Source organism: Mycobacterium sp. 1245801.1, assembly GCF_001673055.1.
Taxonomy (GTDB): Bacteria; Actinomycetota; Actinomycetes; order Mycobacteriales; family Mycobacteriaceae; genus Mycobacterium; species Mycobacterium europaeum_A.
Genome location: NZ_LZKY01000349.1, coordinates 12,775 through 33,503, shown reverse-complemented (window position 1 = coordinate 33,503; position 20,729 = coordinate 12,775). Strand labels below are relative to the sequence as shown.

Annotated in this window: 21 protein-coding genes and 1 pseudogene; 16 read left to right on the top strand and 6 right to left on the bottom strand. The window is 68.3% G+C overall.

Annotated elements, in window-relative coordinates:
- Positions 1-219 (top strand): annotated as a pseudogene (locus A5622_RS21790) (ABC transporter ATP-binding protein); the annotation flags it as partial.
- Between the two features lie 127 nt (positions 220-346).
- Complete coding sequence (locus A5622_RS21785) at positions 347-556, top strand: helix-turn-helix domain-containing protein (RefSeq protein ID WP_369806982.1); 210 nt, start codon at positions 347-349, stop codon at positions 554-556.
- 51 nt (positions 557-607) lie between these two features.
- Here the strand turns inward: A5622_RS21785 and A5622_RS21780 are convergent, their stop codons facing one another.
- Positions 608-1,177: a TetR/AcrR family transcriptional regulator gene (locus A5622_RS21780; protein ID WP_066881147.1), complete on the bottom strand. Its 570-nt coding sequence runs from the start codon at positions 1,175-1,177 to the stop codon at positions 608-610.
- Positions 1,178-1,200: 23 nt separating this feature from the next.
- Positions 1,201-4,032 (bottom strand): aconitate hydratase, encoded by a 2,832-nt coding sequence (locus A5622_RS21775; RefSeq protein ID WP_066881145.1) that lies wholly within the window; start codon positions 4,030-4,032, stop codon positions 1,201-1,203.
- A gap of 249 nt (positions 4,033-4,281) precedes the next feature.
- Here A5622_RS21775 and A5622_RS21770 point away from each other — a divergent pair, with 249 nt between their 5' ends.
- The 6 genes from A5622_RS21770 to A5622_RS21745 all read left to right on the top strand — a co-directional run bounded on the left by A5622_RS21770 (position 4,282) and on the right by A5622_RS21745 (position 10,514).
- A complete protein-coding gene (locus A5622_RS21770) occupies positions 4,282-4,857 on the top strand; it encodes a DUF6676 family protein (protein ID WP_066868646.1) in 576 nt (191 codons plus the stop codon).
- Between the two features lie 238 nt (positions 4,858-5,095).
- Positions 5,096-6,544, top strand: coding sequence for an NlpC/P60 family peptidoglycan endopeptidase RipA (gene ripA, locus A5622_RS21765; protein WP_066881143.1), 1,449 nt, complete (start codon positions 5,096-5,098; stop codon positions 6,542-6,544).
- Between the two features lie 25 nt (positions 6,545-6,569).
- A complete protein-coding gene (gene ripB / locus A5622_RS21760) occupies positions 6,570-7,307 on the top strand; it encodes an NlpC/P60 family peptidoglycan endopeptidase RipB (RefSeq protein ID WP_066881141.1) in 738 nt (245 codons plus the stop codon).
- A gap of 122 nt (positions 7,308-7,429) precedes the next feature.
- Complete coding sequence (locus A5622_RS21755; protein WP_066868640.1) at positions 7,430-8,560, top strand: MoxR family ATPase; 1,131 nt, start codon at positions 7,430-7,432, stop codon at positions 8,558-8,560.
- A 38-nt stretch (positions 8,561-8,598) separates the two neighbouring features.
- The gene (locus tag A5622_RS21750) at positions 8,599-9,510 is read left to right on the top strand and encodes a DUF58 domain-containing protein (protein WP_156749064.1); all 912 of its coding nucleotides are present in this window, start codon (positions 8,599-8,601) and stop codon (positions 9,508-9,510) included.
- The gene (locus tag A5622_RS21745) at positions 9,507-10,514 is read left to right on the top strand and encodes a VWA domain-containing protein (RefSeq protein WP_066868636.1); all 1,008 of its coding nucleotides are present in this window, start codon (positions 9,507-9,509) and stop codon (positions 10,512-10,514) included. Before A5622_RS21750 ends, A5622_RS21745 begins: the two co-directional genes overlap by 4 nt.
- A gap of 91 nt (positions 10,515-10,605) precedes the next feature.
- On the opposite strand, the gene A5622_RS21740 is transcribed toward A5622_RS21745, so the two are convergent.
- Positions 10,606-11,445, bottom strand: a complete 840-nt coding sequence (locus A5622_RS21740; protein WP_066881156.1) for a hypothetical protein — start codon at positions 11,443-11,445, stop codon at positions 10,606-10,608.
- 157 nt (positions 11,446-11,602) lie between these two features.
- Between A5622_RS21740 and fabG1 the strand changes: the two genes are divergently transcribed.
- Genes fabG1 through A5622_RS21725 form a run of 3 tightly spaced genes read left to right on the top strand, consistent with a single transcriptional unit; the run spans position 11,603 to position 14,244 of the window.
- Complete coding sequence (gene fabG1, locus A5622_RS21735) at positions 11,603-12,370, top strand: 3-oxoacyl-ACP reductase FabG1 (protein ID WP_066881139.1); 768 nt, start codon at positions 11,603-11,605, stop codon at positions 12,368-12,370.
- Positions 12,371-12,396: 26 nt separating this feature from the next.
- Positions 12,397-13,206, top strand: coding sequence for an NADH-dependent enoyl-ACP reductase InhA (gene inhA, locus A5622_RS21730; RefSeq protein ID WP_066868632.1), 810 nt, complete (start codon positions 12,397-12,399; stop codon positions 13,204-13,206).
- A gap of 6 nt (positions 13,207-13,212) precedes the next feature.
- Positions 13,213-14,244, top strand: coding sequence for a ferrochelatase (locus A5622_RS21725; protein WP_066881137.1), 1,032 nt, complete (start codon positions 13,213-13,215; stop codon positions 14,242-14,244).
- 6 nt (positions 14,245-14,250) lie between these two features.
- Here A5622_RS21725 and A5622_RS21720 read toward each other — a convergent pair whose 3' ends face one another.
- On the bottom strand, positions 14,251-15,195 hold the full coding sequence (locus A5622_RS21720; RefSeq protein ID WP_066881135.1) for a hypothetical protein: 945 nt from the start codon (positions 15,193-15,195) through the stop codon (positions 14,251-14,253).
- A 57-nt stretch (positions 15,196-15,252) separates the two neighbouring features.
- Here A5622_RS21720 and A5622_RS21715 point away from each other — a divergent pair, with 57 nt between their 5' ends.
- Genes A5622_RS21715 through A5622_RS21705 form a run of 3 tightly spaced genes read left to right on the top strand, consistent with a single transcriptional unit; the run spans position 15,253 to position 17,237 of the window.
- Positions 15,253-15,690 carry an NfeD family protein gene (locus tag A5622_RS21715; RefSeq protein ID WP_066881133.1) on the top strand — a complete coding sequence of 146 codons (438 nt, stop codon included), beginning with the start codon at positions 15,253-15,255 and terminating at the stop codon, positions 15,688-15,690.
- 44 nt (positions 15,691-15,734) lie between these two features.
- Positions 15,735-16,871 (top strand): SPFH domain-containing protein, encoded by a 1,137-nt coding sequence (locus A5622_RS21710; RefSeq protein WP_066868624.1) that lies wholly within the window; start codon positions 15,735-15,737, stop codon positions 16,869-16,871.
- 9 nt (positions 16,872-16,880) lie between these two features.
- Positions 16,881-17,237, top strand: coding sequence for a DoxX family protein (locus tag A5622_RS21705; RefSeq protein ID WP_066881131.1), 357 nt, complete (start codon positions 16,881-16,883; stop codon positions 17,235-17,237).
- Here the strand turns inward: A5622_RS21705 and A5622_RS21700 are convergent.
- Together A5622_RS21700 and A5622_RS21695 are read right to left on the bottom strand one after the other, a co-directional pair.
- Entirely contained in the window at positions 17,234-17,650 is a 417-nt protein-coding gene (locus tag A5622_RS21700; RefSeq protein WP_156753046.1) for a nitroreductase family deazaflavin-dependent oxidoreductase, read from the bottom strand. The genes A5622_RS21705 and A5622_RS21700 overlap by 4 nt on opposite strands.
- A gap of 193 nt (positions 17,651-17,843) precedes the next feature.
- Positions 17,844-18,236, bottom strand: a complete 393-nt coding sequence (locus A5622_RS21695; RefSeq protein ID WP_066881127.1) for a hypothetical protein — start codon at positions 18,234-18,236, stop codon at positions 17,844-17,846.
- Positions 18,237-18,358: 122 nt separating this feature from the next.
- On the opposite strand from A5622_RS21695, the gene A5622_RS21690 reads away from it, so the two are divergent.
- Positions 18,359-19,069 carry a response regulator transcription factor gene (locus A5622_RS21690; protein WP_066868662.1) on the top strand — a complete coding sequence of 237 codons (711 nt, stop codon included), beginning with the start codon at positions 18,359-18,361 and terminating at the stop codon, positions 19,067-19,069.
- Positions 19,066-20,532, top strand: coding sequence for a HAMP domain-containing sensor histidine kinase (locus tag A5622_RS21685; protein WP_066881125.1), 1,467 nt, complete (start codon positions 19,066-19,068; stop codon positions 20,530-20,532). Before A5622_RS21690 ends, A5622_RS21685 begins: the two co-directional genes overlap by 4 nt.
- The last annotated feature ends 197 nt before the right edge of the window (positions 20,533-20,729 follow it).

Genomic DNA, 20,729 nt, shown 5'->3' with positions numbered 1-20,729 from the left:
GCCAATGTGCTGTTGCTCGACGAACCGACGAACAACCTCGATCCGGCCTCGCGCGAACAGGTGCTCGACGCGCTGCGCAGCTATCAGGGGGCGGTGGTCTTGGTAACGCACGACCCGGGCGCCGCCGAGGCCCTCGAGCCGCAGCGCGTCGTGTTGTTGCCCGACGGCACCGAGGACTTCTGGTCTGACGAATACTCCGATCTCATCGAGCTCGCCTGAGTTGACGGTGGCGACCCGCCACGACTTCGCCTCACGTCGCCGCAGGCGATTTGGCGAAATCGGCCCGCGACCGACAGTGGCTTCCTACTCTGGGTGCTTGCCATCGTGTCCCGGCGTCGGAGGAGCCATGAAGAGAACAGTGCAAAGGTCGGCCACGGCACGCGACCAGTTGCTCGACGAGCTGCGCCACGCCTACGAGGGTGGCGCCAGTATCCGCAGCCTGGTCGCCACGACCGGTAGGTCGTATGGGTCGATCCATAGCCTGCTGCGGGAGTCGGGCACCACGATGCGCAGCCGCGGCGGCCCCAACCGGACCGCCAAAACCGCGCGGGCGTAGCGTCACTGCGAAATCTCGTCCCCTTGTTCGCAGTGGCGTTACGATCGCTTCTCAAGAATCGTTGCGGCGCACCGAGTTTTCCACTAAATCGAGGACCGCGGATAGCCGCTGCGGATCCTCGCCGGATGCCGACCGGGCCACCAGGCCGTCGAGCACCAATTCCAGATAGCACTGCAGCACGTCGCCGGGCACGTCGTCGCGGACCCGGTGTGCCTCCATTTGCCGGCGCAGTCGATCGGTGGTGGCCGCCCGCAGCTCGGCGGAACGCTCCGCCCAGCCCTGGCTGAACGCGGGATCGTTGCGCAGTTTGCGCGCGATCTCCAATCTGGTTGCCAGCCAATCGAATTCGTCCGGCGTGGCCAGCATGTCGCGCATCACCTGGATGAGTCCCGCGCGCGAAGCCACGTCGGCCATCCGCTCGGCGTCCTCGTGGGCCAGCGCGAAGAACAGCGCGTCCTTGTCCCGGAAGTGGTGGAAGATCGCGCCGCGCGACATCCCGATCGCCTTCTCCAGCCGGCGCACGGTGGCCTGCTCGTAACCGTACTCGGCGAAGCAGCGGCGGGCGCCGTCGAGGATCTGGCGGCGGCGAGCCGCCAGATGGTCCTCGCTGACCTTTGGCATCAGGTGATCTGATCGGGTTGGGGTTAACCCGACTTGAGCATGTTGCGCAGCACGTACTGCAGGATGCCGCCGTTACGGTAGTAGTCGGCCTCTCCGGGGGTGTCGATGCGCACCACCGCGTCGAATTCGATTGCGTTTTTGTCGGCGTCCTTGCCGGCGGACTTGCTTGCCTTGACGTGCACGGTCTTCGGTGTCTTGCCGTCGTTGAGCTCCTCGATGCCGGTGATGTCGAACACCTCGGTGCCGTCGAGACCCAGATCCGCGGCGGACTTGCCGTCGGGGAACTGCAACGGGATGACGCCCATGCCGATCAGGTTGGAGCGGTGAATCCGCTCGAACGACTCCGCGATCACCGCGCGAACGCCCAGCAGCCGGGTTCCCTTGGCGGCCCAGTCGCGCGACGAGCCCGACCCGTATTCCTTGCCGCCCAGCACCACCAGCGGAATGTCTTGTGCCGCATAGTTTTGCGCCGCGTCGTAGATGAACGCCTGGGGTCCGCCGTCCTGGGTGAAGTCGCGGGTATAGCCGCCGGACACGTCGTCGAGCAGCAGGTTGCGCAACCTGATGTTGGCGAAGGTGCCGCGGATCATCACCTCGTGGTTGCCGCGCCGCGAGCCGAAGGAGTTGTAGTCCTTGCGCTCCACGCCGTGCTCGTCGAGGTATTGCGCCGCCGGGGTGCCCGGCTTGATGCTGCTGGCGGGGGAGATGTGGTCGGTGGTCACCGAATCGCCCAGCAGCGCCAGCACCCGGGCGCCGGTGATGTCGGTAACCGGCTCGGGCTCGGCCGGCATGCCCTCGAAGTACGGGGGCTTGCGCACATAGGTCGAATCCGCGTTCCACTCAAAGGTGTTGCCGCTCGGGGTCGGCAGGTTGCGCCAGCGCTCGTCGCCCTTGAACACGTCGGCGTAGTTCTTGGTGAACATCTCCTGGTTGATCGCCGACGCGATGGTGTCGGAAACGTCCTTCTGCGACGGCCAAATGTCTTTCAGGAAGACGTCATTGCCCTCCTTGTCCTGGCCCAGCGGCTGCTCGTCGAAGTCGAAGTCCATGGTGCCGGCCAGCGCGTAGGCCACCACCAACGGCGGCGACGCCAGGTAGTTCATCTTGACGTCGGGGTTGATGCGGCCCTCGAAGTTCCGGTTCCCCGAGAGCACCGCGGTCACCGATAGGTCGTTGTCGTTGATGGCCTTCGAGATTTCCTCGGGCAGCGGACCGGAGTTGCCGATGCAGGTGGTGCACCCGTAACCGACCAGGTAGAACCCGAGCTTCTCCAGGTACGGCCACAGGCCGGCCTTGTCGTAGTAGTCGTTGACCACCTGCGAGCCGGGCGCCATGGTGGTCTTCACCCACGGCTTGGACGCGAGTCCCTTCTCAACGGCATTGCGCGCCAACAGCGCCGCGCCCAGCATCACCTCGGGGTTAGAGGTGTTGGTGCACGACGTGATCGCCGCGATCACCACCGCGCCGTGGTCGAGCACGAACTCGCCGCGCTCTTCGGAGCGCACCTGCACCGGATTGCTCGGCCGGCCCTTGGCGTGCGCGGCGGCCGACTGCACGACGGGCCGGTCATCGGCGTGGCCGTTCGAGACCGCGCCCGGGTCGCTGGCCGGGAAGGTCTCCTCGACCGACTCGTCCAGTTTCGAATAGCCCTGCTGGCCATCCTCGTTGCCGTCGACGTAGCTGAGGATCTGCTCGCGGAACGTGGACTTGGCTTCCGACAACTGGATTCGGTCCTGCGGGCGCTTGGGCCCGGCGATCGACGGCACCACCGTGGAGAGGTCGAGCTCGAGGTACTCGGAGAACACCGGCTCATGGTCGGGGTCGTGCCACATGCCCTGTTCTTTGGCGTACGCCTCCACCAGCGCCAGCTGCTCGTCGGTGCGACCGGTGAACTTCAGGTAGGAGATGGTCTCCTCGTCGATCGGGAAAATTGCTGCGGTGGAACCGAATTCGGGGCTCATGTTGCCCAGCGTGGCGCGGTTGGCCAGCGGCACCTCCGACACGCCCTTGCCGTAGAACTCGACGAACTTGCCGACGACGCCGTGCTTGCGCAGCATCTCGGTGACGGTCAGCACGACGTCGGTGGCGGTGACGCCCGCCTGGATCTCACCGGTCAGCTTGAAGCCGACCACTCGCGGGATCAGCATCGACACCGGCTGACCCAGCATTGCGGCCTCGGCCTCGATACCGCCGACGCCCCAGCCCAGCACGCCCAGGCCGTTGACCATCGTGGTGTGCGAGTCGGTGCCCACACACGTGTCGGGGTAGGCCACGCCGTCGCGCGACATCACCACGCTGGCCAGGTACTCGATGTTGACCTGGTGCACGATGCCGGTGCCCGGGGGCACCACCTTGAAGTCTTGGAACGCTCCCTGGCCCCAGCGCAGGAACTGGTAGCGCTCGCCGTTGCGCTCGTACTCGATCTCGACGTTGCGCTCGAACGCGTCGGCGGTGCCGAACAGGTCGGCGATCACGGAGTGGTCGATCACCAGGTCGGCGGGGGCGAGCGGGTTGACCTTGTCCGGTTTGCCGCCGAGGTCGCCGATGGCCTCGCGCATGGTGGCCAGGTCGACGATGCACGGCACCCCGGTGAAGTCCTGCATCACCACGCGGGCGGGCGTGTACTGGATCTCAATGCTGGGTTCCGCCTTGGGATCCCAGTTCGCGATGGCCTCGATGTGGTCCTTCGTGATGTTGCTGCCGTCCTCGTTGCGCAGCAGGTTTTCGGCCAGCACCTTGAGGCTGTAGGGCAGTTTCTCGGTGTTGGGGACGGCGTCGAGACGATAGATCTGGTAACTCTGGTCGCCGACTTGCAGCGTGTCGCGGGCTCCGAACGAATTCACAGAATCAGTCACTTCAACTCCCAGAGTCTTTAGTTCTCCCACCGCGACGGGCCGTGTCGGCGGTGCCGTGCCAACTTTAACAGTACGCTTGTCCTGCATTACGAGGGCACTCCTGACTTCAGTCTTGTCGCCGCGGCGGCCCGTTTAAACCCCATGTGCGCACCAATCCGTGCCGGGATAGGACGCGGGCGACCGCCATCGGCGCGGCGCGCGAACCGATATCGCGTACGGTGCCTCTAGCACTACCGCAGGAGGGACTTCATGACCGGTCAAGATTCGTTCGTCGGCCCGCTGCCGCAAACGGTTCCGTTCCTGCCCGCCTACATTCCGGTGGACGTCGACATGAACGTGGTCAAGTCCCAGGTCGCCGCCACCGGAGTCAGCGCCCCGCCCGCGGCGATGCCCGGACTGCTCGACGTGGTCAACCAGGCGCACGCCGAGGGCATCAACCTCAAGATCGTGCTGCTCGACCACAACCCCCCGAACGACACCCCATTGCGCGACATCTCGACGGTGGTGGGCGCGGACTATCACGATGCGACGGTCCTGACCCTTAGCCCGAGCTACGTCGGGAGCTACAGCACCCAGTTCGCGCGCGTGACGCTCGAGGCCGGCGAGGACAACGCGAAGACCGGCAATCCGGTGGTCTCCGCGCAGCATTTCCTGCACGAGCTCGACACGCCCGAGTTCCCCTGGACCGGCCTGACGATCTTCCTGTTGATCGCGGTCCTCGCGGCCGCCGTCGGCACCCGGTTGCTGCAGGTGCGCGGTAAGCGCGCAGCAACCTCGGGCGACGCCGCGGCAACCCCCGCCGCCGACACCAATACCACCGTCTAACTTCCGGTCTTCGTTTTCCGCGGTTCCTTCGGCGAGCCGCGGCGTGTCCTGCGGCAAACCAGTCAGGTCACCATTCGGTCACATTAAACGCACGTAGAGAGTGCGATTTCGGTGGAGCGTTTGCACGCCCATCGGTGTGACGTACGGTGCAAATGATGCTGGTGTTGTCTTTGGCGCCTTTCGGGGAACCTGTGGCTGGCGCCGCCCGTCGTGTTGAGCCGTAGGAGACCTGAGTCGAATGAGACGCACACGCTGGGGGTCTTCTGCGCGACCGGCCTTAAGGCTGGTGCGCCCCGTCGTTCCCTCCGTTTTGAGCCTCGCCCTGCTGATCGCCACGCCGGGCCTCGCGGAGGCCGACCCCACCGCCGACAACCTCGCCGCCCTCATCGCCAACGTCGCCAAGGCCAACCAGCGGCTGCAGAACCTGAGCGCCGAAATCCAGACCGAACAGGAAAGCGTCAACAAGGCCCTCGTCGACGTGGAGACCGCGCGGGACAACGCGGCCACCGCCCAGCACGACCTCGAGGCCAGCCAGCAGGCGGTCAAAGACGCCAACATCGCCATCGCCGGCGCGCAGCGCCGCTTCGACACGTTCGCCGCCGCCACCTATATGAACGGCCCGTCGAACAGCTACCTGACGGCGAGCAGCCCCGACGACATCATCGCCACCGAGGCCGCGGCCAAGAACCTCACCACCAGCTCGCAGACCGTGATGGCCAAGCTGCAGCAGGCCCGCACCGAGCAGGTGAACAAGGAGTCGGCGGCGCGGCTGGCCAAGCAGAACGCCGACAAGGCCGCCGCCGACGCCAAGTCCAGCCAGGACGCCGCCGTGGCGGCGCTGACCAACTCCAAGCAGAAGTTCGACCAGCAACGCGAGGACATCATTCGCCTTGCGGCCGAACGGGATCAGGCTCAGGTCAAGCTGGAGGCGGCCAAGCGTGAGGCGGCGCGGCAGTGGTCCGCCGGGGCGGGCGGGCCCGGCCCGTCGGCCTCGGGTGACCGGTGGGAGACCGGGTCGCCGGGCGCGCCGGCGCCGTCGGCCGGGGGCCGTCGGTGGGACGGCGCCTGGGACCCGACCCTGCCGATGATCCCGAGCGCCAACGTCCCCGGCGACCCGATCGCGGTGATCAACCAGGTGCTCGGCATCTCGGCCACCTCGACTCAGGTGACCGCCGGGCTGGGCCGCAACTTCTTGCAGCAGATGGGCATCCTCAAGCCCGACGACACCGGCATCACCAACGCCGCGCCCGGTGGGGTCGGCGCACGCATCCCGCGCGTCTACGGCCGGCAGGCCACCGAATACGTGATCCGGCGCGGCATGTCGCAGATCGGCGTGCCCTACTCGTGGGGCGGCGGCAACGCGGCCGGCCCGAGCAAGGGCATCGACTCCGGGGCCGGCATCACCGGCTTCGACTGTTCGGGTCTGGTCCTGTACTCGTTCGCCGGGGTGGGCATCAAGCTGCCGCACTACTCGGGCTCGCAGTACAACCTGGGTCGCAAGATCCCGTCCTCGCAAATGCGCCGCGGCGACGTCATCTTCTACGGCCCGGGCGGCAGCCAGCACGTCACGATCTACCTCGGCGACGGCCAGATGCTCGAGGCTCCCGACATCGGGTTGAAGGTCCGCGTCGCCCCGGTGCGCACCAGCGGCATGACGCCCTACGTGGTCCGGTACATCGAGTGGTGATCGAGTGAGCACTGAACGGACAGCCATGCGCCGCAACCGATTTCGTTTCATCAACCTCGCCTGGATCACCGCTGTGGTGTCCGGGCTGATGTTGTCTGTGGCCGCCCCGGCTCCGCTTGCCGTCGCCGACCCCGGCCAGTGGGACCCCACGTTGCCGGCCCAGATCAGCGCCGGCGCCCCGGGCGATCCGCTGGCCGTCGCCAACGCGTCGCTGCAGGCCACCGCGCAGGCCACCCAGACGACGATGGACCTGGGCAAGCAATTTCTCGGCGGGCTCGGGATCAACATCCTGGGCGATCCCGCACCGGCCGCCGCCGCCACGCCCTCCAACCCCGGCGGCAAGATCCCGCGGGTCTACGGACGGCAGGCCATCGAGTATGTGATCAAGAGGATGGGCTCCCAGATGGGCGTGCCCTACTCGTGGGGCGGCGGCTCGCTGGACGGCCCCAGCAAGGGCGTCGGCGACGGCGCCAACATCACCGGCTTCGACTGCTCGGGCCTGATGCGCTATGGCTTCGCCGGGGTCGGCGTGCTGATCCCGCGGTTCTCCGGTGACCAATACAACGCCGGGCGCCACATCCCGCCGGATCAGGCCAGGCGCGGCGACCTGATCTTCTACGGCCCGGGCGGCAGCCAGCACGTCACCATGTACCTGGGCAATGGCCAGATGCTGGAGGCGTCCGGCAGCGCCGCCAAGGTTACGGTCAGCCCGGTTCGAAAGCCCGGCATGACACCGTTCCTGACTAGGATCATCGAGTACTGATCAGCGGTGCCGGCGACCCATCAGCTGGGCGAGCGTCGACGGAATCCGGCGGTGCTGGAATAGTTGGACGCGGGCACGTCGCTGCCCGGCAGTCGTGTCCGATGGAACGTGGAGGGTTCTTCATGACAGCAGCAGGTGGGCCGCCGCCAGGCGCCAGCGGTTACTCGGGCCCGGGCGGGCAATCCGGCCCGGCTCACGAAGCGCCGACCGGCGGCGGTAACGGACTGGCCGCCGAGGTGCAGACCCTGGAACGTGCCATCTTCGAGGTCAAACGCATCATCGTCGGCCAGGACCAGCTGGTGGAGCGCATGCTGGTCGGCCTGTTGTCCAAGGGGCACGTGCTGCTCGAGGGTGTGCCCGGCGTGGCCAAGACGCTGGCCGTCGAGACCTTCGCCAAGGTGGTCGGCGGGACGTTCGCGCGCATCCAGTTCACGCCGGACCTGGTGCCCACCGACATCATCGGTACCCGCATCTACCGCCAGGGCAAGGAGGAGTTCGACACCGAGCTCGGCCCGGTGGTGGTCAACTTCCTGCTCGCCGACGAGATCAACCGTGCGCCGGCCAAGGTGCAGTCGGCGCTGCTGGAGGTCATGCAGGAACGCCACGTGTCGATCGGCGGCAAGACCTTCGCGCTGCCCAACCCGTTCCTGGTGATGGCGACGCAGAACCCGATCGAGCACGAGGGCGTCTACCCGCTGCCCGAAGCCCAGCGCGACCGCTTCCTGTTCAAGATCAACGTCGGCTACCCCTCGCCGGAGGAGGAGCGGGAGATCATCTACCGGATGGGTGTGCGCCCGCCGGAGCCCAAGCAGATCCTCAACACCGGCGACCTGTTGCGGCTGCAGGACATCGCGGCCAACGTCTTCGTCCACCACGCCCTGGTGGACTACGTGGTGCGCGTCGTGACGGCCACCCGCCACCCCGAACAGCTCGGCATGAACGACGTCAAGACGTGGATCTCGTTCGGGGCGTCGCCGCGCGCGTCGCTGGGCATCATCGCCGCGTCCCGATCGCTGGCCCTGGTCCGCGGCCGTGACTACGTGATCCCGCAAGACGTCGTCGACGTCATTCCCGACGTGCTGCGCCACCGGCTGGTGCTCACCTACGACGCGCTCGCCGACGAGATCTCGCCGGAGATCGTCATCAACCGGGTGCTGCAGACGGTGGCCCTGCCTCAGGTGAATGCCGTTCCGCAGCAAGGTCATTCGGTGCCCCCGGTGATGCAACCCGCCGGCGCGGCCAGCGGTCGGTGACCGATCCCAACAGGCGGGCGGTGGTGCATCCGCCGTCGATGCAGCGGGGTCAGATCGATGACCCGAAGCTGTCGGCGGCGCTGCGCACCCTCGAGCTCACCGTCAAACGCAAGCTCGACGGTGTGCTGCACGGTGATCACCTCGGTTTGATCCCGGGGCCGGGCTCGGAGCCGGGGGAGTCGCGCGAGTATCAGCCCGGCGACGACGTCCGCCGGATGGACTGGGCCGTCACCGCGCGCACGACGCACCCGCACGTGCGGCAGATGATCGCCGACCGGGAGCTGGAAACCTGGCTGGTGGTCGACATGTCGGCCAGCTTGGACTTCGGGACCGTGGGCTGCGAGAAGCGCGACCTCGCGGTGGCGGCGGCCGCCGCGATCACCTTCCTCAACAGCGGGGGCGGCAACCGGCTGGGCGCGATCGTCTCCACCGGCGCCAAGATCACCCGGGTGCCGGCCCGCTCCGGACGTCAGCACGAGCAGACGCTGTTGCGCACCATCGCCACCACGCCGCGCGCGCCCGTCGGGGTGCGCGGCGATCTGGCGACCGCGATCGACGCCCTGCGCCGGCCGGAACGCCGCCGCGGCATGGCGGTGATCATCAGCGACTTCCTCGGGCCGATCAACTGGATGCGCCCGCTGCGGGCGGTCGCCGCCCGGCACGAGGTGCTGGCCATCGAGGTACTCGACCCGCGCGACGTCGAGCTGCCCGACATCGGCGACGTGGTGCTGCAGGACGCCGAGTCCGGCGTCACCCGCGAGTTCACCATCGACGCGCAGCTGCGTGACGATTTCGCCAAGGCCGCCGCGGCGCACCGCGCCGACGTGGCGCGCACGATCCGCAGCTGCGGGGCCCCGATACTGACGCTGCGCACCGACCGTGACTGGATCGCCGACATCGTGCGGTTCGTCGAATCCCGCCGGCGCGGTGCATTGGCAGGGCGGCAGTGACACTGCCGCTACTGGGCCCGATGTCGTTGTCGGGCTTCGAACATTCGTGGTTCTTTCTGTTCCTGCTCGTCGTCTTCGGGCTGGCCGCGCTCTACATCCTGATGCAGCTGGCGCGCCAGCGGCGCATGCTGCGGTTCGCCAACATGGAGCTGCTGGAAAGCGTTGCGCCCAAACGGCCTTCGACGTGGCGCCACGTTCCGGCGATCTTGCTGGTGGCCTCTCTGGTGCTGTTCACCATCGCAATGGCCGGCCCCACCAACGACGTTCGGATTCCCCGCAACCGCGCGGTGGTGATGCTGGTCATCGACGTCTCGCAGTCCATGCGCGCCACCGATGTCGCGCCCAACCGGATGGCGGCCGCGCAGGAGGCCGCCAAGCAGTTCGCCGACGAGCTGACGCCGGGCATCAACCTCGGGCTGATCGCCTATGCGGGGACCGCCACGGTGCTGGTCTCGCCGACGACCAACCGGGAATCCACCAAGGCGGCGTTGGACAAGCTGCAGTTCGCCGACCGCACCGCCACCGGCGAGGGCATCTTCACCGCGCTACAGGCCATCGCGACGGTCGGCGCGGTGATCGGCGGCGGCGACAAACCGCCCCCGGCGCGCATCGTGTTGTTCTCCGACGGCAAGGAGACGATGCCGACCAACCCGGACAATCCGAAGGGCGCCTTCACCGCGGCGCGCACGGCCAAGGACCAGGGCGTGCCGATCTCGACCATCTCCTTCGGCACCCCGTACGGGTTCGTCGAGATCAACGACCAGCGCCAGCCGGTGCCCGTCGACGACGAGACGCTGAAGAAGGTGGCCCAGCTCTCGGGCGGAAATGCCTACAGCGCTGCGTCATTGCAGGAACTGAAATCGGTCTACGCGACGCTGCAGCAGCAGATCGGCTACGAGACGATCAAGGGCGACGCCAGCGTGGGCTGGGTGCGGTTGGGCGCGCTGGTGCTGGCGCTCGCGGCGCTGGCGGCGTTGCTGATCAACCGGCGCCTGCCGACCTAGCGTCTGTGCGCGGCCCCTTTGACCCGCGAGCCCCCTTTGACCCGCGAGCGTAAGCACACTGTGAATTTCGGCCCGAATTTCCACAGTCGGCTTACGCTCGCGAAGCGCGGGCTGCGCGCACCCGGCGGATGATGTCGTCGGGATGATCCTCGGCGATCACCCGGATCACGATCCAGCCGTAACGTTCGATCGTCTCCAGCCGGCGGATGTCCTTGACGTACTGGTAGCGACTCGTTCGATGCTGGTCGCCGTCGTACTCCACGGCTACCTTGATGTCCTCCCAACCCATATCCAAATAGGCCTCGGCCCAACCCCATTCGTTGCGGACACAAATCTGCGTCTGGGGAGCGGGAAAGCCCGCCGCAATCAATAGGAGACGCAGCCAGGTCTCCTTGGGGGATTGCGCCCCACCGTCGACGAGTTCGAGGGCGGCGCGAGCGGCCTTCATGCCTCGACGTCCCCGATACCGCCCGACCAACAGCTCGACATCGGCCATCTTCAGATCGGTCGCCTGCACGAGGGCATCGACCGCGGCGACCGCGACACCCAGGTGGCATCGCCTGGCCAGATCGAGTGCCGTTCGCGCCGGTGTGGTGACTCGTATGCCGTCGATGACGGTGATCTCGTCGGCCTCGATCCGCTCTTCCCAAACGTGCACGCCCGCGACTGGCCAGCGGTTGGTGTCGATGATCTCGGCGGGTAACGCCGGGTCGATCCACTTCGAGCCGTGCAGCGCGGAGGCGGAAAAGCCGGCGATTATGCCGCGACGTCGCGACCGCAGCCAGCAGGCCTTCGCGCGCAACGCCGCCGTCAGCGCGAGGTCTGTAGCCACGTACACGTCCTTGTGCAGCGCTGTATACCGGCTGCGCAGCTCATGGGGAGTCACTTCGCCGGCAGCTAGGGCTTCGCTGCCCAGGAAGGGACCGGTAATGCCCGTCATGGCGGAAGTTTGCGTCGCGGCACTGACAGAGCTTCGCGAGCGTAAGCCCACTGCGGAAACCCGGTCCGAAAATCGCAGCCCGCTTACGCTCGCGGTCATAACAGGGGGAGATTTCGGTCCTTGTAAGCCGAGGCGATAAGTTGGCCGGGTGACTGACGCAGCCACCGAAAACACCTCCAAGGCCGCCACCAACGGCGGCAAACCGGCATTCGTATCCCGTTCAGTCCTGGTCACCGGCGGAAACCGGGGGATCGGACTGGCGATCGCGCAGCGGCTCGCCGCCGACGGCCACAAGGTGGCCGTCACGCACCGCGGATCCGGGGCGCCCGAGGGGTTGTTCGGCGTCGTGTGCGACGTCACCGACAACGAAGCGGTCGACCGCGCCTTCAAAGAGGTCGAGGAGCACCAGGGCCCGGTCGAGGTGCTGGTGTCCAACGCCGGCATATCCAAGGACGCGTTCCTGATCCGGATGACCGAGGAGCGGTTCGAGGAGGTCATCAACGCCAACCTCACCGGGGCCTTCCGGGTAGCCCAGCGCGCCTCACGCAGCATGCAGCGCAAGCGTTTCGGCCGGATCATCTTCATCGGGTCGGTGTCGGGCAGCTGGGGCATCGGCAACCAGGCGAACTACGCGGCCGCCAAGGCCGGCCTGATCGGCATGGCCCGCTCGATCTCGCGGGAGCTGTCCAAGGCCAACGTGACCGCGAATGTGGTGGCGCCGGGCTACATCGACACCGAGATGACCCGCGCCCTCGACGAGCGGATCCAGGAGGGCGCGCTGGACTTCATCCCGGCCAAGCGGGTCGGCACCGCCGAGGAGGTCGCCGGCGCGGTCAGCTTCCTGGCGTCCGAGGACGCCAGCTACATCGCCGGCGCGGTCATCCCCGTGGACGGCGGCATGGGCATGGGCCACTGACTTCAACCACGACATTAAGGACGGACATGGCAGGACTGCTCGACGGCAAACGGATTCTGATCTCGGGAATCATCACCGATTCGTCGATTGCGTTTCACATCGCCAAGGCGGCCCAGGAGGCCGGGGCGCAGTTGGTGCTGACCGGGTTCGACCGGTTGCGCCTGATCCAGCGCATCGCCGACCGGCTGCCGGAGAAGGCGCCGCTGATCGAACTCGACGTGCAGAACCAGGAGCACTTGGACTCGCTCGCCGAGCGGGTGACCGCCGAGATCGGTGAGGGCAACAAGCTCGACGGGGTGGTGCACTCGATCGGTTTCATGCCGCAGACCGGGATGGGCATCAACCCGTTCTTCGACGCGCCATACGAAGATGTCTCGAAAGGCATTCACATCTCGGCGTATTCGTACGCCTCGCTGGCCAAGGCGACGTTGCCGATCATGAATCCCGGCGGCTCGATCGTGGGTATGGACTTCGACCCCAGCCGGGCGATGCCGGCGTACAACTGGATGACGGTGGCCAAGAGCGCGCTGGAATCGGTCAACCGATTCGTGGCGCGCGAGGCGGGTAAGTTCGGTGTTCGCTCGAATCTCGTTGCCGCGGGCCCGATCCGGACGCTGGCCATGAGCGCGATCGTCGGCGGGGCGCTCGGCGAGGAGGCTGGCGCACAGATGCAGCTGCTCGAAGAGGGCTGGGACCAGCGCGCCCCCATCGGCTGGAACATGAAGGACCCGACCCCGGTCGCCAAGACGGTGTGCGCGCTGCTCTCGGACTGGCTGCCGGCGACGACGGGAACCATCATCTACGCCGACGGCGGCGCAAGCACCCAATTACTGTAGACGGTAATGGAATTCGACGCCGTCCTGCTGCTGTCCTTCGGTGGGCCGGAAGGTCCCGAGCAGGTTCGGCCGTTCCTGGAGAACGTCACCCGGGGCCGCAACGTGCCGCCGGAACGACTCGACGACGTCGCCGAGCACTACCTGCATTTCGGCGGCGTCTCGCCGATCAACAACATCAATCGCGCGCTGGTCGCCCAACTGGAAGCCGAGCTGCACGACCGCGGCCTGGACCTGCCGGTCTATTTCGGCAACCGCAACTGGGAGCCCTACGTCGAGGACACCGTCGCGACCATGCGCGACAATGGAATTCGTCGGGCCGTGGTGTTCACCACCTCGGCGTGGAGCGGCTACTCCAGCTGCACGCAATACGTCGAGGACATCGCCCGCGCGCGCGAGGCGGCCGGGCCGGATGCGCCCGAATTGGTCAAGCTGCGGCCCTATTTCGACCACCCGCGGTTCGTGCGGATCTTCGCCGACACCATCGGCGCGGCGTCGGGTGCGCTGACCCCCGAGCAACAGGCCGGCGCTCGACTGGTGTTCACCGCGCATTCCATTCCGGTGGCCGCCGACGACCGCCTGGGCCCGCGGCTGTACAGCCGCCAAGTCGCCTATGCCGCAAGCCTTGTGGCGGCCGCCGCCGGGTATTCCGACTACGACCTGGCGTGGCAGTCGCGGTCGGGACCACCGCAGGTGCCATGGCTGGAGCCCGATGTCGCCGACCAGCTGGCCGCCCTGGCGCAGGCCGGGACCCAGGCCGTCATCATCTGCCCGATCGGGTTCGTGGCCGATCACATCGAGGTGGTGTGGGATCTCGACAACGAGTTGGCGTCGCAGGCCGAGGCGGCGGGCGTGGCGCTGGTGCGGGCGTCGACGCCCAACGCCCACCCGCGTTTCGCGCGGATGGCCGCGGATCTGATCGACGAATTGCGGTATGGCCGGGCGCCCGAGAGGGTGACCGGGCCCGACCCGGTCCCCGGTTGCCTCGCCAGCGTCAACGGCGCGCCCTGCCGCCCACCGCATTGCGCGGCCGGCCGCTAGAAACGGTTAATCGCCCCAGGCCGAATGCAGGATCGCGGTCACGGCCGCCATCCGCGCCGAACGCACCACCGCGGTGAGGGGTCGCAGCGCGTCGCTGGCGATGCGGGCCTCCGAAGAGGATTGCGTTCCCACGGGTTCCAGGCCCGCGGCGACGGGCGCGGTGAACCGGTCCGGAGAGTCGGATCGGCTCAGGCCCGCGCTGACCGCGATGATGGCGTCGACGTGGGCGGCGTTCTCCAGCACCCGCAGCGCGCGCGTCGGCGCGTGGTCGGGAATGCGGTGTTGCCGTGCGGATTCCAAGAGTTGCTCGACGAGGCCGCGGGGGTCGTCGACGTCGGACGCCGCGGCCCCCAGCCCGATGGCGCCCAGCGCGTCCGCGGCCGAGCGCACCGCCGACCGCAGCGTGTACTCGGCGTCGCCGAGCTCGTAATGGTCCAGCACCGGCGCGCCGGGCAGCGAGTACACGGTCCACGTCAGCGCGCACAATTCGGCCAGCTGCGTCTCGTAGTCGTCGGGCACGTCCTCGTCGTCCTCATAGGAGAACTCGGGCACCAGGCCGACCGCGGTGGCGGGATTGCGGGGATTGGCGATGATGACCGCCTCGCCGGCCGCCAGCGCGTCCCGCTCGAACTGTGTTCCGGGGGCCAGCCCGCGGACGTCGCCCGGCACCGGCAAAACCACGTTGATCGATCCGCGCATAAACCCGCCGCCGTCGGACGCCGGTGTCGGCCGGCCGATCGCGGCCCGCAATGTCTGCAGCAGCGTGACCGTTCCGGCGTCGTGTACGTCGGGCCAGGGCAGCCCGGTGTGGCCCGCGGCGACCGCATCATACGCGGTCACCGATTGCTTTGGCGCCCAAACGGATAACGCGTCCAGGACGTCGTCGGGCGCGGCCTTTCCGGCGAGCCACGCATTGGCCCACAGGGACAGCGAAACACTGGGACACCACACGAGAACGCAGTGTAGTTGTTTTGCCCGGCAAAGGCGGATCACGCGTATTCTTGCCGCATGCACGCCGCGGTGCTTTGGCTAATATTCGCGCTGGTGCTGGCCGGTGCGGAGGCGCTCACCGGCCATTTGTTTTTGGTGATGCTCGGTGGCGGCGCGCTGGCCGCGGCGCTAACCAGTTGGCTGACCGACTTTCCGGTGTGGGCGAACGGCGCGGTGTTCCTGGTGGTCTCGGTGCTGCTGCTGGTGGTGGTTCGGCCGCCGCTGAAGCGGCGGCTGACGCCGGCCGGGGCGCCGCGGTTGGGAATCGAGGCGCTGCAGGGCAAAACCGCGCTGGTGCTCGAGCGGGTCGCGCGCGACGAGGGTCAGGTCAAGCTCGACGGGCAGGTGTGGTCCGCGCGCCCGCTCGACGACGCCGAGGTCTACGAACCCGGCGAGCCGGTCACCGTCATGCAGATCGACGGCGCCACGGCGGTGGTCTTCAGGAGCAGTCTGTAGCGGCGAGATAAAGCCGCCGACGGCGGGTAGAGAGAGGAAGTCCGATGCAAGGTGCAGTGGCTGGATTGGTGCTGCTGGCCGTCTTGGTGATCTTCGCGATCGTCGTGGTGGCCAAGTCTGTGGCGCTGATTCCCCAGGCGGAAGCCGCGGTGATCGAACGGCTGGGCCGATACAGCCGCACGGTCAGCGGGCAACTGACCCTGTTGGTGCCGTTCATCGATCGGGTCCGCGCCCGGGTGGATCTGCGCGAGCGGGTGGTGTCGTTCCCGCCGCAGCCGGTGATCACCGAGGACAACCTGACGCTGAACATCGACACCGTGGTCTACTTTCAGGTCACCGTTCCCCAGGCGGCCGTCTACGAGATCAGCAACTACATCGTCGGCGTCGAACAGCTCACCACCACCACGCTGCGCAACGTGGTCGGCGGCATGACGCTGGAACAGACGCTGACGTCGCGCGACCAGATCAACGGGCAGCTGCGCGGCGTGCTCGACGAGGCGACCAACCGCTGGGGTCTGCGGGTCGCGCGGGTCGAATTGCGCAGCATCGACCCGCCGCCGTCGATTCAGGCGTCGATGGAGAAGCAGATGAAGGCCGACCGCGAGAAGCGCGCGATGATCCTGACCGCCGAAGGCACCCGGCAAGCGGCGATCATGCAGGCTGAGGGACAAAAGGCTGCGCAAATCCTTGCCGCCGAAGGCGCCAAGCAGGCCGCGATCCTGACTGCGGAAGCCGACCGCCAGTCGCGGGTACTGCGCGCGCAGGGTGAGCGAGCGGCCGCCTACCTGAGGGCCCAGGGGCAGGCCAAGGCCATTGAGAAGACGTTCGCCGCGATCAAGGCCGGCCGTCCCACTCCGGAAATGTTGGCCTACCAGTACTTGCAGACGCTGCCCGAAATGGCGCGCGGCGACGCGAACAAGGTGTGGGTGGTGCCCAGCGATTTCAGCGCCGCGTTGCAAGGGTTCACGCGGCTGCTTGGCTCGCCGGGCGAGGACGGCGTATTCCGGTTCGAGCCTTCTCCGGTTGACGATGCTCCCAGGCATGCCACTGACGGCGACGACGCGGAGGTCGCGGACTGGTTCTCCGCCGAAACCGATCCCTCGGTCGCTCAAGCGGTGGCCAAGGCCGAGGCAATCGCCAGCAAGCCCGCGGATGGCTCGCCTGGGGAGCTGACTCCCTAGGATTGCGGCATGAGTGCGTTGACTTCCCCGAAAACCTATGCGGCGCTGGGCGCCTTCCACGCCGTCGACGCGGTTCTGTGCGGCGTTCAGGTGGCCCCGATCAAGAAGGTGCTCGATGACGTGGGCCTGCCGGAGAACGTCCGGCCCGTGTTGCCCGCGGTGAAGGCGGCCGCGGCCGTCGGATTGCTGTCGGTCAACCGTTTTCCCACCCTGGCGCGGCTGACGACGGCGATGCTGACGGTGTACTTCGTGTTGGCGGTGGGCGCGCACGTCCGGGTGCGCGACAAGGTCGTCAACGGTGTTCCGGCCGCGCTGTTTTTGGCGTTGGTCGCCGCGATGACGATTAAGGGGCCCGACCAGAGCTAATCGAGGCGCAACTCGACCAGCGGCAGCGGGGTGTCGGTGTCGGTGATCGGCACGCCGAGCGTCTGCTCGAGCACCGGGCGCATCCGCTCCCACGCCTTGGGATGGCGGGATCGGTAGGCGGCCAAGGTGTTATCGGCCTCGGGTGTGGTCATCACCCGCGCGGTAGCGGTCCTGGGCGGGTGGCTGCCGGCGTAGACCCGCACCCGGGGGTTGGCTTCAATGTTGCGGAACCACTGGGCTTTTCGGCCGAAGCCCGACGCGACCACGTAGGTGTCGGGCGACGAGTGGTCGACGACCTCCAACGCCGCATAGCGCGGCATGCCCGACTTGCGGCCGATGTGTTCGAGCAGCACGATGCGTGAGCCGAACAGCGCGCCCGCGCGGGCCTTGTAGATCCAGATCGGCGCGCGCATGAGGCGGCGCGACCGCAGCAGCCGCCCGGCCAGAGCGGCGACACCGGTGGGAAACCGGCGGGCTCCGCTGTTGTCCGATGTCATGCGGCTCTCCCGGATCGTCGAGCTGGTTCACTCGAGACGCTACCGGGCCGACGCCGCCGGTCGCCGTCACGAAGGCATCGTGACGGCGACCGAAGCGAGTCATTGTTGGTCAGGGATGCGGCGCGGCGGACGGTGTCGGCGCGGCCGGCGTCGGGAAGCCCTCGCCCGGGGGTGGTGGCCAGAAGCCTCGCGGGGGTCCCGGCGGCCCGGGCGGCGGAACAAAGCCGAAACCACCCGGCCCGGGTCCACCAATCGGGGGAGGCGGCGGCCCGTGGAACGGCGCCGCCAGCATCGGCGGCGGCCCGAGCGGCGGCGGGGGTGGTCCGACGCTGACTATCCAGGCGAACGCGATCGCCGCGACGGTGCCGACCGCGCCGAGCAGCGCCCCCGCCACCCCGGCGCCGATCACCACGCCGGTGGGGTAGCGACGTCGCTCTAATGCCGGCTCGGCGACCGGCGGCGGTGCGGGTGCATTGGTGTTGATGTCGTCGTTCGTGGTCATGCCAAGGACGTTAAGAGCCGGGGCTGAAATGGATCTGAAGAATTCGGCCGCCCGATGAACGGCTCGTCACAGTGGGCAGCGCCCTTCAGGTTCGTTTCAGCACCGGCACCGACAATGGAGGAATGACGGATTGCCTGCGCGCGGCCGGCCGGTTCAGCTTCGGCACGCCGCGGGTGCTGGTCGTCGAGGACTCCGAGACCATCCGGGAGATGGTCAGCGAGGCGCTGACCGAGGTGGGCTATCACACCGATGCCCGCCGCGACGGTGACGGCCTGGAAGAGGTTCTCGACGGAATGCGGCCCGACCTGGTGGTGCTCGACGTGATGCTGCCGGGACGCGACGGGTTCGAACTGATCGACGTGATTCGGGAATGGGGTGACGTCGGGATCGTCTTGATCACGGCCCGCGACGGGCTGCCGGATCGGCTACGCGGACTCGACGGCGGCGCCGACGACTACGTCATCAAGCCGTTCGAGCTGGCCGAGCTGGTGTCGCGGGTCGGCGCGGTGCTACGCCGGCGCGGACGGCTGTCCCAGGTGATTCAGGTGGGCGACGTCACGCTGGACCTCGGTGCCGGTGTGGCGGCGCGCGGCGGCCACCCGCTGGATCTGACGGCAACCGAGTTGCGGGTGCTGTCTTTCCTGGTGGAGCAGCGCGGCCGGATCGTCAGCGCAGGCCAGATTCTGAACGGGGTGTGGGGCTACGACGCCTACGACCCCAACCTGGTGCAGGTCCATGTCAGCGGGCTGCGGCGCAAGCTGGAGGCGCACGGGCCGCGGATCCTGCATACCGTGCGCGGCATCGGCTACCGCCTGCGGGCCGAGCGGTCATGACGGCCGCCTCGAGGACACCGACGCCGTCGCTGCAACGTCGGGTGACGCTGGTGGTGCTCGCGCTGCTGGCGGGCCTGCTGGTGGTGCTCGGCGTCACCATCGACTTCACGATGGGCGTTCTGGCACAGCGCAATCTGCACGACCGGCTGCTGGCCGCGACATCGCGCGCCGACGCGTTGAGCGCCGCGCGCACCTCGCCGGATCTGCTTGCCGCCGAACTCAACGGCGGCGGGATCCGGGCGCTCGTCGTCACGGCCAACGGCAGCTCCTACGGTGACCGCGGGATCAGCCCGGAGCTCAGTGACGGCGAAGTCGAACCACCCCCGCTGTATCCGCCCCCACCGGCCTACCCACCGCCGTATCCGCCACCTCCGCCGTATCCGCCGCCGCCGTACGCACTTCCGCCGCCGCCCGGTCCGCCGCCGGATGCCACCGCGACGGCCGTCGTGCACCCGCTGCCCGACGGGAGCCGGGTGATCCTGGTCGCCGACACCACGCAGACCACCCAGGTCGCGCATCAGCTGCGCGCCCTGATGATCGGGGCGGGCTTGGCGACCCTGCTGCTTGCGGCGCTGTTACTGGTTGCGGTCAGCCGGGCGGCGCTGCGCCCGCTGGACCGGCTCACCGCGCTGGCCAACGCCATCACCACCGGGGACCGCGGCCGCCGACTGCATCCGGACCGCACCGACACCGAATTAGGCCGCGCCGCAAGGGCTTTCGACGGCATGCTGGACGCGCTGGAAAGCTCCGAGCGCCGCGCCAGGCACGCCGCCGACACCGCGCAACGCGCCGAGTCCGCAACCCGGCGCTTTCTCGTCGACGCCGCCCACGAATTGCGCACCCCGATCGCCGGCATCCAGGTCGCCGCCGAACAACTCGCGCACGGCGCCTCGCAACATCAAGACGACGGGCAATACCGTCGGGCGAGCCTGCTGCTCTCCGACGCGCGCCGCGCCGGACGACTCGTCTCCGACATGCTGGACCTGAGCCGCATCGACGCCGGGCTCGCGCTCGAGCTGCATGACGTCGACGTGGCCGCCGTCCTCGATGGGGAAGCCGATCGCGCCGCCATGCTGGCACCGCAGATCAGCGTCAGCCGCACCGGTTTGACCACGCTGAGCCTGAACGCCGACGCGACCCGCCTGTCCCAGATCGTGTCCAACCTGTTCGACAACGCACGCCGGTATACGCCGGCCGGCGGAGCCATCACCGTCGACCTTCGCGCCGACGAGGAGCTCGCGCAGGTGACCGTCACCGACACCGGGCCGGGCATCCCGGATGACCAGCGGGACAACATCTTCGAGCGGCTGGTGCGCCTGGACGCCGGTCGCGCCCGCGATCACGGCGGCGCCGGGCTGGGCCTGGCGATCGCGCGGGCGCTGGCGCGCGCCCACGGCGGCGACCTGGTGTGCCTGCCCCACGAGGGCGGCGCCCGATTCCGGCTCACCCTGCCGCGCAACTAGGGACGACAGCCCGTTAGGCGGTGACCGCCCCAATAGCCCTGCGCGAGAGCATGATTGGGGCGGCCACCGCTTGGCACCGTTAGCGCGCCGCCGGTGTCACCAACCGGGCGGCGGGGCCGGATGGAACGGCCCGCCCGGGGGTGGCGGCCCCACCGGCCCTCCGGGAGGCGGCGGCCCACCCGGTCCACCCGGGCCGC